This is a genomic window from Enterovibrio qingdaonensis (genome assembly GCF_028683135.1).
Taxonomy (GTDB): Bacteria; Pseudomonadota; Gammaproteobacteria; order Enterobacterales; family Vibrionaceae; genus Enterovibrio; species Enterovibrio qingdaonensis.
On the sequence record NZ_JAJUBB010000001.1, the window covers coordinates 482,214 to 495,378 of the forward strand.

A 13,165-nucleotide genomic window follows, 5' to 3' on the forward strand; every position below is an offset into this window, starting at 1 on the left:
AAATAAAAAGCCAGCAGTCCCTGACTGCTGGCTTTTTAACTATGCATAACCTGCAATTTTGAATTGGTTATACCAATAAGTTACCTCTATGGCTGAATCACGCTGCCGTATTCGTCAACTTGGATGACATAAATTGATCTGTCACTGCCATTTTCTGCCGAATCTTTACCGTCAAACGTGATGGCAAAGGCACCTTTGTTACCCACTGGTGTGATATCGAAGTTCAGACTATTGTCGGTGTTATCTTGCCCTGTGAAGGCCAATTGCTTGCCGATTTTGTCACCACCAGCATTGTATTTCTGAACGCGAACTTCATATCGGCCATTGCTGGCGATTGCAGCCCAAACAATCACGTAGTCCCCAGCAGTACCTACACCAACAACTTTCGCGGGGCCATGCCCACCCGTCGCTAAGAATTTTTCAACTGCACCGGTGGCGTTACCATCTGCGCCGAAGTGCTGAATGTAGGTGTGCCATTCATTGCTTTCAATGCCACGCCAAACGACAACAAACTTACCGTCTGTCCCAATCGGTGTGATCGATGGCATATCGTTGGCGGTGGTGCCAGATACACTTAGGGTCTTAATTGAATTGCTTACTGGCTGGTTATTGGTCGCATCCATCAAGGCCATTTTGACGACCCCACCCGATGCGCCAACCACTGCGTATTTACTGTTACCAATACTGACCACATTCGTCTCTTTATCCGCGTTACCATCTGTACCACCGATATTGAGAGTATGCGTACTGCCAATTTTACTGCCCGCTGAAGACAGCATCATGATGTTAGTGCCCGTGCCTGTCGAACCGTGACGCCATGAGATGGTGTAGTTGCCATTATCTAATACATTGATTTCTGGAGCAGAGACAATTGGGTAGCCATTTGAGTTGGCAGAAATTGAGCCAATCGACTGAGCACCACCCACTTTATCGCCATTAATATCCAGTAATTGCATGTACAGTGTGAAATTGTTTGCCCAAACGACCACGCTGGTATTGCCCGAATGCGCAGAGGTGACCGATCTGAGTGCGGATGGCCCCAGATCCATCACTGGCCCCATCGTTGCACCATTATGCTCGCTAGGGTTTGCATAAATAACCTGAGCATAGGAATGTACGGCAAGGCTAGTGCTGTTGTTGTAACCCGTCCACGTCGCCAACATGTCGCCTTTATCGTTCAGCATGGTGATCTGAGGTGATTCTATTTTCTGCCTGGTGCCGAACGTTAACTCGTCACCTTTGAGCGTACCGTCTGCGTTAAAGCTTTGTAGGTAGACTCTGTTATTCCCGTGGTAGTTACTATCCCATCCGCGCCAAACGACCGTGTAGCTGCCATCTGGATTGGTGGTGGTCACATACGAGGAGTCATCGGGGGTATTATTGCCACTTCCTTCCAACTGCTTAGTACCAGTACCTGAACCATCGTCGTCAGCGATAACAATCGTGGCACTGCTAAGGTCACTCTTGTCATCTTTCGCCCACGCATTGATGGTGAAGGTCTCGCTATTTTCCGCTGTGCTATCGTTTACGGTAGAAATAGCGATGCGTACCGACGTGATGCCTTTCGGCAAGGTGATTTTTGTCAGAGTTGAAGATATTGCAGCACTGCCTGTTGTGCCGTCTGAGTAATGCAGCGTGACGGTGTTGAGATAGTCGCTGTTAAGCGCCGCTGTACCGTCGGTAAGAGACAAACTGAGTGTCGCCGTCGTGCTTGTCGTTTCACGATCAAAGTTTACTGTCGCATTGGCAATTGAACCTTCAGTCACCGACGCAGAAGCGAGCGTGATGCCCGTAACTTCCGGATTTAGCTCGCTTGGGAAAACAGTTTTAGGATAACAGGTGTGATCCTCAGACGTTACTGTTCCCATTGCGGTGATCCTGCTCGGGAAAAGGCCAACAGGTTTTTTCTCACCAGTAGTTGGATTGAGTCGGAACAGCCAGTTACTGTTTACGTTTCCAGATACATTTTGATTTTTCGCAGCAACCAACATTTGCCCGTTCTGATCTAACGTCGCAGCTGTTAAGAAGTCGATATAGTGAAACGCCAATAACGTTTGAGCACCCGTGGTCGTGTTGATTTTGAAAGTTCGATTATTAGTGACATACAAAAGGTCGCCTTCATAAAATATGAACGCTCCCCAACTGGTAAAGCCACCAAATCGCAGATTGTTATCAAAGCTACCTATTTGAGTGGTATCGCCTGTATCAGGATCGATTTTGAAAATGTTCATAGCATCTGATGCAAACAGCTCCCCCGTATCCGGGTGAAACGCCATGCGCAAGATTTGTTTGTTTACTGTGGGCCCAATAGAGTGTGTTCCTGTCTTTGGGTCCATGTAGGCAAGCTGGTATTGCTTGAGCGTTTTGCCGTGAAGATCAAGTCCCGCAAACTCCTCTTCCGTAAAATCACTTTCTGGAACGGCAACATGAAACGCAGTAGGTTGCGTTGAATTGGTGTAGTAGAGGCGATCTGTAATAGGGTTATACGACATCGCAGGCCCGCTAAATTTTGCGCGCGAGTGATACGTAGTACGATTCACCGCATCCGACGTGTAAATGCCCGTCATCTTATCCAGCTCTTGGACATCTAAAAGAAGGCCAATGTGGTTACGACCAGCATTCATTGAATAAACGTTACCTGCACAGTTTGCCATCGCTTGCATTGACGTAAGCGCGCCGGCTAGGACTGCAATTGAAATCAAAGATTTTTTCATCGGGAAATATACCTATCGTCCATAATATGTGGTTGATGCAAGTACCCCACCCAATGCGCCTTTGAAGTAACGTTTGGTCATTCAACTCAACTTTCTATTTACTTAAAAAGTGTTGTCTTCTTCGGACACAAGCTTTCCAGAAAGTGGTTACACAAACTTTCCAATGAGTAGTGGTGCTTGCTAGAGCATATTTCCTTACCCCTAGGCAGGTCTTTCTCATTACTGATACATTTTTTCTTTTTGATGTTTTTTTATCAGACTCTTACCCTACCAATGGCGAAAAGGCATGAGATAGGAGTGACGTAAATAAAAGTGAAAGCATGACTAAAGGATGAGGAGACGTTGCAATAGCGATAGGCAGTCTATTTGTTGATTCATTTATGAAATAAATTTCCCATAAAAGGTAAAAATGCCCAGAAAAACAGCATAATCATCATCGGCATATGAATTCATACTTTTATGCACATAAATGCGCATTTAATGCATAAATAAATACTCGCCTCACTCTTGGGCTGGTACGTTAGAAAAGCCGTATATTTCTTTGTCTGAAATATACGGCTTCATACACAAACGTTAGTGTGGGAGGCAAAAGGGCCAAATTTCTTCAATTTTCAGCTTGGAGGGCATTTGAATTTTGAGCTGTCTGAACAACTTGATGTAGGGTTTGTAGTCATCTTGATCCAACGACACCACATTCCTGAGCCCCATGTCTACACACGCCATATAGTGCCCGCTAGTACTACCTGTGTTGCCTGGGAACAGCGAATCCCTCAGCTTGAGTTTTTCACCAAATCTATCCGTCACTTCAATTTCAGTACCAGGTTGTGGCGCACCGTTTAACCTCAAAGGCTCACCTTTATCAAAGGGGTATTCTACGGTCAGCATATAACTGCCATGCTTCAGCCAGTCCTGCTCATCTTCTTCACCACAATTTTCTACCCGATACCCTTTATACGGGTCGCCATTAATTTCCGTCGGGGCCAAGTCTTGGTTTGATGCACTGCCATCTACTTTCATCGCTAAGTAGTCCGGGGGATTATTGGGATCATAATTATCGTAACCTGCCGTATAAAGCTTTTGCTGATAATCCGTGAGTTGAACAGACGCACTATAGTATTTTTGCAGGTTAAATTTCGGCGTGAGTTTTACTTCCACTAAAAATTCTTTCATGTCAGGTTTAGTGACACTCAGCAGTTCAGCATTAATGGCAGCAATGACTCTGCCCCTCAAACCTGACGGCGCATTTAAGTAGATGTCGACGTAGTTATGACCCACAGGATCAAGCTTGTCGACATGAGATGGCCAATGAAAATTGGTGTTTATATTCCAGCCCGTGAAGAGATCTAATGACGTGATCACGTAGTCTGCATCAGAGAGAATGTGATTGCCGTTGAGTATGGGAGAAGCTGGCGCAATATGAAGTGCTTTCACGGCGTCTGCGGAGGAATATGCTTTAACATTAATCGCATGCTCATACGCTTTGTTCATATAAAGGTTGCCTTGGGAATGTGCCACCAGCACCATTTTGTTTCCTCTCCACATCAAGGAATCTAATATCGCTTGATGCTCTTGCGTGGTTTGGAGATCAGCTTGATTGTTGTAGAGGAAACTCAGTAGTTGCGTGATGACATCATGACGCTGTTCACTCAGTGCGGCTTGCAAAAGCTTGAAGTATCCTGCAAGCACATCACCAAGGTAGTCAAAGAACCCCGAAGACTGCTCGCCACGTAAAATCGCCCAAAAAAGCTCCCAACGTTCTGAAAGAATTTGATCGTATTCGGCAGAGCGCTGCTCAAAGGTTTCAGCAAAGTCTTCCAACGCGCTGACAAAACCGTTCGCTTTTCCACTTTGGTTATAAGCAAGCACGTATCGCAGATCTTCTTGGTTATATTGGGTCCCATGACCCAGTGCATATTTCGTTTCTCTTACATTGATTTCCGCTTCAAACCTGTCCGTCAAAACACCATTAAAGAACACCACAGCATAGTCTTCATTCTGACAAGTATTCGTATTGGCAGCGCGCACTTGAAATGAAGAAACGGAACAGAAAATCAGGAGAACGCTAACCCATCTATTCACATGCATTATCATGATCCCCAATACTAAAGGCCATTCCATCTGCGACGTTATTGCCTTTCAGGTAATGCAGTGTTCGCGCTTTGGTGTTAAACGTTAATGCTTGGAGCGTTTTTGATGTTCGTGAAAAGCCCGACCCTAGCGTCTCAGCCATACATTGATGGGACTTTACACTGGTACTGGAGAGTTCTCTTATTGCATCTTTAGCTTCCGTTTCACTTAAGCTATCCCAATCCACCTTCATTTCATCTTGCAACGCTTTGGCTGTCTGTGTGAGAGCCTTTTTCACTGCGTCGTCTGCGTTGGTATCGGCGATAATTAAATCAATATCATCTCGCACTCCATTACCATCTTCGTCTTTACCTTCAAGGCTTGAAGTCCTGTCCAGTTGGGGTTCATTGCGCGAATAAGACAGTTCCAATTCCTTCTTCACGCTGTCAGCTAACGACACCGCCTGAGGCGGTACTGATGGAGGAGAATCTGGCGAATTGGTTGAGGGAGAATCTTCACTATTGCATCCCGATAGGAACACAATAAGCAAGGGAAGTAATGAAATCCGTTTCATTTAAACAACTTCTTATGGCTATTGTATCCATCTAATTTATCGAGATTTTTGCTGGTCATTTGGTTTACTAATGAGACTTTTATACACCTTGTATCTGATCTCTTATACACCTCCCGGCTCTGTAACCTCCTACATTTTGGCGTCTACAAACCCAACCACATCACGAAAGATTTGGTTGTGCAGCCTTTCCCTTTTTGCGCCCTTTCCATCGAGACAGACTATCCCATCGCCTGGCACTTCTTGATTTAACAACGCAACTGCTCCTGTTTTACACAACTGCATGAAGCTAAAATGGGCTGCTTGTTCATAGACTTTGTAGCGTCTGATTTGCAAAGGAATATGTTCTGCGAGGTAACCTGATTCTTGCGCTTGCGGAAGGTCTCCGATGTCGATCCCCGCAGCCAAAATCAATACCGGTGCTTTAATCTTGCTTAAACTCATTGGTGAAAAACTTCGCGCCATCCCTAAATCCAGGCTCACCACCTTTTTCACTCGATCATCCACAAACCGATTCCGCTCAGGTTCATTTGGCTGTTTGTTGCTTAACCCTAGTCCGTCAGACAAGCCACATACACGTGGGTTAGGAAAGATTTCGCATTGGATCTTGAACGTTTCTCGGTCGAATTCGGCCCCTGCCAGTTGCATTACGCTCCATCCGCCTAACGAATGACCAATGGCCGTCACATCTGATGCATCTAACTGGCCTTGCCATGCGCTTGTCTCTAGCATATAGGTCAACACTCGGCTCAGATCTCTTGGTCTTTGCCACCATTGCGTGGCGCTCTCTTGTGACTGGTCCAAGGTGGTTGTGCCAGGGTGATCGGGCGCGGCAACCACATAACCTTGCTGTGCAAATTTATGCGCGAGCCAATTGAGGTTACGCCAACTTCCTCGATAGCCATGAGACATCACTATCAGCGGCGAAGTCGTGTCTTTGGGCTCCGCATTTTTCACTACATCAGTGCCGACAAACACGACGTTTTCTGCCAATTTGGACATGGGATTTTTCTGCTTGGTCGGATACCAAATGAACACACTAAGTGGACGATTGAGATCATCGTTCATTGTGATTTGCGTAAACCCAACGGACTCCGCCTGCACGGTCTGTACGCTAGATATGATAAAAATGAGGGTCATTAGCAACGGCTTCACGGTAGTTTTCCTTCTGCTCATCAAACTGAGTCTAGAATGACGAAAAGCCAGTAACCACGCGACCTAGAACAGGATCGAGGACGTACTAAAACAGGATTCAGGTGCCCGTTTTTCGGTAGCGATAGCGAAAAATGACAATTTTGACGGGATGCGTGGGGCATTTAGTGGTGCTCTTAAATGCCCCAATTTTTCTATGCTAACGGGCGAGTGCTTTCAAACGCTGGCTCATAAAGTCCTTCTTCCCATGCGGCTCGCCAAATTGATAATTTGACCATGTCATCACGGTTCTTCTCCCGTTCAACTCGTTGGTCATATTTAGATTAAGCGGCCGCCATCGACCATTTTCTGGCAAGGTATATTCTGACAGCACCAAGGTTTTTTCATGGACACCACGGCGATTATAGAACGCCACTTTCTGCGCTCTGAAATCTTGGGTATCCACCCATATCACCCGCTTGGTGTACCCAGAGTTTTCGTTCTTGGGATAGGTTTCTATCACTTCGCAGTTCAATGCGCTATCCGGACAGGCTTCTGTTCGCAACCACTTATAGGTGTACTCATCCACTTCTTGTTTTGCCAAATCTTCATACGAAAATTCAGACGACACGAACTTCCCTGACACATTTGAGCTGGAAATCCGTTTGGTTCGCGAAGCTGCGGGAAGGTATAACCATTGGTTGTCATCCTCTGGCTCTGTTTTGGCATGTGTGAGCAGCGCAATCCCTCTCATGTCGCCTGGGGACTCAAACACCAATACGTTGTATTCATTTGGCGTATTACCCAAGTCTTCCAAGGTGAGACTGCGAAACGATCGTTTCACTTCACGATTGCCAAGATACAGGATCATTTCTCCATCTGCGCTAGACGTACCATAGCCGCTGTAGGATTTATCCATTTTCTCGGCAATTGCGCGCCCTTTTGCTCCATCAGAGACGCCGTCATTCGCCGCCACGCTGGTCGAGAGTATCATCTGTACTGCCAGTATCCATGCTAAATGTCTCACGCGCTCATACCTCCTGAATCGTGTGCTGGCGCATCGTCTTATCGGCGGTGATCAGCAGTGCGGGAACAAAGAGAAAATCGTAAAGTAGCGCGGTAATCACCACACCAAACGCCAACAACCCCAAATTGGCATTAATTGCAAAACTCGATGTCGCCATCACCGCGAAGCCAAGCGCAATCACAAGCGTTGTGACCAACAGCGCTAACCCCACACCGGAATAGACATCGATGACCGCCTGTTCGACCGAATTGCCCTTACGGCGTGAGTACTGATATTTGGTGAGGATGTAAACCGTATCATCGACCACAATGCCCATAACCATGGCACCAACGACTGAGACGGCGAGGTTGATTTCACCGACAAAATAGCCCCAGATCCCAAGCACAATAAGAATAGGCAGCAGATTCGGTACCAAACTGAAAATTCCCATTTTCCATGAACGCCAAGCCAACGACAGCAAGAACGAAATCGTAATAATGGTCGTGAGATTCCCCATCAGCATCGACAAGCTGTTTCGCTCTGACACATACGCAAAAGCAAGGGATAACCCGGTACCTGCCGTTCCCGACAACAAGGGTGCATGTTCTTGCATCCACGCATTCGCTGCTTTCTCAATGGCGATGGTTTCTGCCGACGACAGATTGTCCGTCATGATTGACATGCGGGATGACAGATAGTCCGGCGTGACGCGGTCACTTAAGCTGTGACCATAGGGTGCGGATATCTCATAGGTGGTTAACAGTTGAGAACTGAGATAAGGGTCATCGGGCAGCACCGGATACGGTGTGTTATTAAACGCTTGATGCAATCTGGCAAGGTGGTCCGGCAATGCAATCACTGCATTGACATGAGGTTGAGTACGGAGCCATTCAGCAAAGGCATCCAACTGTTTCAAATAATCAGGGTCAGCGACTGTTTTGCCTTCTGGCGCATCGAAAGAGTATTCAATCAGCCCCATTCCGCCCCAATGATCCTGAACCAGATCCGTCTGCACACGGAAGCTGTTTCTGTCATCAAAATACTCAACAAAATTGTCGTTGAAATGGATGAGTTGCAACCCAAGTAACGCAGTCACTGCCAACGTAGAAAACACAAATAAGATCCAACGAGCATTACCACAAACTCGCATAGCGAGTTGACCAAAGTGAATTTTGGGCAGCCTTGGCAAGGGTTTTTTACGTCGTTGCAGCCACGTATTCAATACCAGTGGTGTCAAGGTTAAGTTGATGACCAAGCTGGTCAAAACACCTAACGCGGCGATAGTACCTAGCTCTCCAAACGGCTCGACATCTGAGAAATTAAGACTCATAAACCCAACAAAGGTTGTCAGGTTGGTGAGGGAAAGTGGAATCACGTTGTAGGCCATGGCACCAAGTACCACATTGCGCGGTTTTACCTTAGGCATGTTCTGCCGTAAGTGATAGGTTTTAGCGATGATGTGTACGGCATTTGCCACCGCCAACACCAGAATTATGAGCGGTGCAGCACCCGACGCTGTATTGAGCTGAAACCCCATCCAAGCCACCGCCCCAACTGCACCAATGATGCTGCATAGAATCACCATCAGCACCACCAGTGAGGGAACAACTGCTCGGAACAAGGCACCAATTAGTACCAAAACCAATACGATCATGGCTGGCACTAATGACCCTGAATCAGCATCGCTGGCTTCAGTCAGCGCATAGTCGAGCATCACCAGTCCTGTAAGATAGATTTGGTAATCGGGATATTGTTCCAAATAGGTTTTTTGAAGTTCACGAGCATGAAGCGCGACTTTCTTCACGGCTCGCAAGTCATCACTCGACATCGCCACCGTCAAGAACACCGTCGCCACCTGACCATCTTTGGCCACCAGATTTCCCATGACATCAGGCCGTTCTTGAAAAAAGCGCGTGAGTGTCTGCTGGGCTTCTAGGCTACTTTCCTCGCCGGAAAGGATAAGGTCATCGACGATCATTCCACCGCCATCAGCATCCGCCACTGGGTCGATAAAATTCACCAGTGACGTGACCTTTCTAGCATACGGTGAGAACCATAATTCATCAGTCAGTGCCCGAAGAAGGCCTAATGTTTTGGGGCTTGAAGCGGATTCACCCTCGGGTGGAACCACGACAAACATGACGTTTTCATCTTTGGAATAGTTGGCTTCTAGCTCGTCGAGCGCGATTTTTTCCGGCGAACCAACCGCAAGAAATACACGGGCTGAATTGTTCACTTCCAGCTTAGCCAGACCACCAGCCAGCACCAAGAGTGAACCCAGTACCACAATAAGCGCAATTTTCGGATGGGTTAATACGGATGACACTAACCGCATCAACCATTGCTCTACACCTGACGTTCCATCTCGATACTCACTCATTAAATACCCGTCCTTTCTTTTCATTGTACAAAGTCATAAAGTGCGACTGGCAAATGCGGATACTCGTCAACTGAGCCTCTGCAAATTGCAGCCCCTCTGCTTTCATGGCATTGATACTGGTGCGGTCGAACATCCAGTTACGGCTGGCAATTTCCAAGTTGGTTCGACAAAACGCATTGAAGGCACGAACACGCGTAGAAAGGCCGCGATAATCGAGTGCATCATTGGTGGGAGCCCACTCCAAGGAATCTGGCTGACCGATCTCCTCAAACAACAGTGACCAGAGCACTTTCATGGTGGGTGCCTGAGAAGAATCCGAAGCGAGGTTGATAATCTGACCATTCAATGGTTTTTCGAGGACATGCCGCATTACGGCGATCACTGCATCTTGATGAACAAAATTCATGCGCGCTTCGGGGCACGCAAGGCGCATTACATCGATGTGACCCGGAAGCAGGCGCTTGGCACCATCCCACAATTGGTAAATGCCATAACGCTTTCCTGCATATAGCCCCGTGCGACTGTCGCCAATCACCACCGAGGGGCGCACGATAAGGTAATCAAGGCCGGAAGCTGAAACGAGTTGCTCAGCTTTGCGTTTTGTTTGGGTGTACAAGGTAGGATCATCACCTTCATCACCGTAAATGCGCTCTTCAATCGCCCCTTCGCTGACTGCAGGTGCAAATGCGGTGGAAATATAGATGTGTTTGTCGATCCCTTTTGCTTTCGATTGTTCCAATATCCAACTGGTCAGCACCACATTGACTGCGTTTAGGTTTTCTTCGTTGAAATACTCCACGGAACCGATGCAATTGATCACCATATCTACCCCATCAAGTTCTGGGGCATCAAACAAGTTGTCATCAAAATGCACTGTCGTGAACAGTGCTGCTATCTCTGCATCGCTCGCCGCTAAGCTTTCCTCTGAGGCATCTAATGTATCCCTGGCCAGTTTGATGATGTCACGTTGCAGTTCGTCAAATGAATTAGGGTCTCTGGATGCAATCACAAGCTGATGGCAACCCTCCATAAGTACCGCCGCAGCGACCAAGCGTCCTACATATCCATTTGCACCTAACACAAGAATTCGCATTAGCATTCGTCCTTGTTAACGCCAGGCGAAATAGCTCTATGACGAAATAGAGCTGTCGCCCGGCAATCCGTCATTAATGACAGCAACGGTTTCCAGAAATATCGGCTTTGTCTTTTGGCTGCCATTTGGAGGCATCATCATCAACCAGTGAGGAGAGCAAAGGGGCAACTCGATTTGGGTCGAGTCCAATACGGTCTATTTTCTCCATGTAGGTATCAATGGCATCTATGCGCAGTTGATCCAAATCCTGTTCAATCACGCCAAGCGATACGGTTGAGCACTTGATTTGCAGCTGGTCACACAGGCTAAAACAGTTGTAGTTCACCATGCTCATCATGGCTGGCATCACGGCTTTGTGGGCCAACTCAAACGAGCGATGTACATCTTCCGCATCCTTGTCGAGCATGCGATGAATCTCGTCAACACCATGCTGTAGGTGTGCAATTTCTTCGAGCAAAATGCTCGCCGCTAGACTGGTGGTGTGCTTATCGGTATTACGTTGCAGCGCGGTGTACGCCACTGTTGCGAAGGTTTCCACCATGATGTCTTGGGCAATAATACAGGAGGTTAAATCCCCTTCTCGCGCCCGCTCTTTAACGAACCGACCAATCTCCTTCCATTGCGGTTCAACCATGGTTTTCATGGTGGGGAAGTTGATGTGTTTGCCGAGTTTCGAGAGCGCATTGATATGCCCTCCTTCATCTCTGGCCTGTTTTACAACATGGATTTTTTCATCCACATCTTCGATAAGCGGAACCATGGTGGTGTAATTGTTTACCGCCATGATTTCGCCCGAGATTGTGTTGGTGACCACATACGCTAACAAGTCCTTGTAAGCTTGGTTTTCAACACGTTGCGTTTCACTCATAAGGTTTGACACGTCTTTTCTCCTTCATGTCCACTGGACAGTGACGTTGATAGGGAAAGCGGGAGACAAAGAAGCAGAGACAGTGCAGTGCTTCTTGAAATTCCGTTCGATTGAAGCGCGGTTCTGACTGCTTAAGCCACCTCCATCATTCGCCATAATCGTCACATTGATTTCTCTGATACGCGGGTAGCCTTCTTCACCTTTGTGTACGGTAATTTGAGCGTCGGTAACGATGCAGCCTTCGTCCGTTTTAGCTCCATGAAAGCGCATATGCTCTAACAGTGATGCGGATAGGCAATGTCCAACTGCACTTCCTAGCAATGCAGGTGTAGATGGGCCGCTGTTGGTACCCACGGGGTCAGGCTCATCGCTCATATAAGGTTCACCCGCTTGGTTGCCATGCTCACTGGCGACATTTTTGAACAGGTAATCCGTTTGATAGGTCAACTGCACATCGAACAATCGGGTATCTTTCGATTTCAGTTCCATACACGTTCATTCCTTGTATTGGGAAGGTTAAAAGCAACAGCATCCTGGTTCTCTGTTGCCGAAGGCAGGTGATTACAGGCACTAATGGCCGTCACAACGCCGTCTTTCATGTCCACTCTGGCGGTGCAGGCTTCCAAACAACCATCCAGCCGGTGGGATGCCATCAATATCGTGGTGCCTGATTGCTGGCGCGCCAGCAGGATTTCATTCACTTTTTGGACGTTAGCTTCATCCAGTGCTGACAAAGGTTCATCCATCAGCAACAAGTCCGGTTCTCCAGCGAGTGCTCGCGCAATAGACACACGTTGTTGCTGACCACCTGACAGCTCAGGCGGATAACGGTTTGCAAAGCGCGCAATACCTAACTCTTCCATGACGGCTAGTGCTTTTTGTTGTTTCTCAAGTAACGCGCTTTTTTCGCGACACTCGAAGCCCATGCAGACGTTTTCCAGTGCCGTTAGTTGCTCAAATAGTGCTGGGGTTTGAAACACTGTGCCAGTGCGTGTGCCCGGGCAGCACTCCCATTTACGGCACCAACAATCCACTGGCACACCAAACTTCAAAGCGTGACCGCTGCTGAGCGGCGTTAAGTTGTTCAATACGCTAAGCAGCGTCGACTTCCCGCACCCACTGGGACCCACTAACATGTACCAAGCCCCCGACGGAACGGAGAGATTGATGCCGTTTAACACAGCCACTGAATCCTGCGCGGGAGGCGGGGAAAACCAGCCACTGAACACCCCTGATGTCGCATCAGCTGCGAATTGCACCTTGGCATCTTGAAGCAACAACGCGGGCTTTGAGAGGTTGGGTGCTGGTAGCGATTGACGTGAGAACATTGGCATC

10 protein-coding genes are annotated in these 13,165 nt (G+C 47.6%); all 10 read right to left on the reverse strand.

Going from position 1 to position 13,165, the window contains the following annotated elements; translation table 11 throughout:
- Positions 1-86: 86 nt before the first annotated feature.
- On the reverse strand, positions 87-2,714 hold the full coding sequence (locus tag LRP49_RS02175; RefSeq protein WP_274139864.1) for a hypothetical protein: 2,628 nt from the start codon (positions 2,712-2,714) through the stop codon (positions 87-89).
- A 573-nt stretch (positions 2,715-3,287) separates the two neighbouring features.
- Positions 3,288-4,799, reverse strand: a complete 1,512-nt coding sequence (locus LRP49_RS02180; protein WP_274139865.1) for a hypothetical protein — start codon at positions 4,797-4,799, stop codon at positions 3,288-3,290.
- Positions 4,786-5,355 (reverse strand): hypothetical protein, encoded by a 570-nt coding sequence (locus LRP49_RS02185; RefSeq protein ID WP_274139867.1) that lies wholly within the window; start codon positions 5,353-5,355, stop codon positions 4,786-4,788. The genes LRP49_RS02180 and LRP49_RS02185 overlap by 14 nt, the downstream gene beginning before the upstream one ends.
- Before the next feature lie 129 nt (positions 5,356-5,484).
- Positions 5,485-6,492: an alpha/beta hydrolase family protein gene (locus tag LRP49_RS02190; RefSeq protein WP_274140094.1), complete on the reverse strand. Its 1,008-nt coding sequence runs from the start codon at positions 6,490-6,492 to the stop codon at positions 5,485-5,487.
- 211 nt (positions 6,493-6,703) lie between these two features.
- Positions 6,704-7,510, reverse strand: a complete 807-nt coding sequence (locus LRP49_RS02195) for an outer membrane lipoprotein-sorting protein (protein ID WP_274139868.1) — start codon at positions 7,508-7,510, stop codon at positions 6,704-6,706.
- Between the two features lie 4 nt (positions 7,511-7,514).
- Positions 7,515-9,869: an efflux RND transporter permease subunit gene (locus LRP49_RS02200; protein ID WP_274139870.1), complete on the reverse strand. Its 2,355-nt coding sequence runs from the start codon at positions 9,867-9,869 to the stop codon at positions 7,515-7,517.
- Positions 9,862-10,962, reverse strand: a complete 1,101-nt coding sequence (locus LRP49_RS02205; RefSeq protein WP_274139871.1) for an NAD-dependent epimerase/dehydratase family protein — start codon at positions 10,960-10,962, stop codon at positions 9,862-9,864. Before LRP49_RS02205 ends, LRP49_RS02200 begins: the two co-directional genes overlap by 8 nt.
- Before the next feature lie 73 nt (positions 10,963-11,035).
- Complete coding sequence (locus tag LRP49_RS02210; protein WP_274139873.1) at positions 11,036-11,842, reverse strand: ferritin-like domain-containing protein; 807 nt, start codon at positions 11,840-11,842, stop codon at positions 11,036-11,038.
- Between the two features lie 12 nt (positions 11,843-11,854).
- Entirely contained in the window at positions 11,855-12,319 is a 465-nt protein-coding gene (locus LRP49_RS02215; RefSeq protein ID WP_274139874.1) for an OsmC family protein, read from the reverse strand.
- On the reverse strand, positions 12,310-13,158 hold the full coding sequence (locus LRP49_RS02220; RefSeq protein ID WP_274139876.1) for an ABC transporter ATP-binding protein: 849 nt from the start codon (positions 13,156-13,158) through the stop codon (positions 12,310-12,312). Before LRP49_RS02220 ends, LRP49_RS02215 begins: the two co-directional genes overlap by 10 nt.
- Between the last annotated feature and the right edge of the window lie 7 nt (positions 13,159-13,165).

Coding starts and splice junctions, on each gene's coding strand:
- LRP49_RS02215 (WP_274139874.1), bottom strand. CDS start 12,319: ATGGAACTGAAATCGAAAGATACCCGATTGTTCGATGTGCAGTTGACC.
- LRP49_RS02180 (WP_274139865.1), bottom strand. CDS start 4,799: ATGCATGTGAATAGATGGGTTAGCGTTCTCCTGATTTTCTGTTCCGTT.
- LRP49_RS02220 (WP_274139876.1), bottom strand. CDS start 13,158: ATGTTCTCACGTCAATCGCTACCAGCACCCAACCTCTCAAAGCCCGCG.
- LRP49_RS02190 (WP_274140094.1), bottom strand. CDS start 6,492: ATGACCCTCATTTTTATCATATCTAGCGTACAGACCGTGCAGGCGGAG.
- LRP49_RS02200 (WP_274139870.1), bottom strand. CDS start 9,869: ATGAGTGAGTATCGAGATGGAACGTCAGGTGTAGAGCAATGGTTGATG.
- LRP49_RS02185 (WP_274139867.1), bottom strand. CDS start 5,355: ATGAAACGGATTTCATTACTTCCCTTGCTTATTGTGTTCCTATCGGGA.
- LRP49_RS02205 (WP_274139871.1), bottom strand. CDS start 10,962: ATGCGAATTCTTGTGTTAGGTGCAAATGGATATGTAGGACGCTTGGTC.
- LRP49_RS02175 (WP_274139864.1), bottom strand. CDS start 2,714: ATGAAAAAATCTTTGATTTCAATTGCAGTCCTAGCCGGCGCGCTTACG.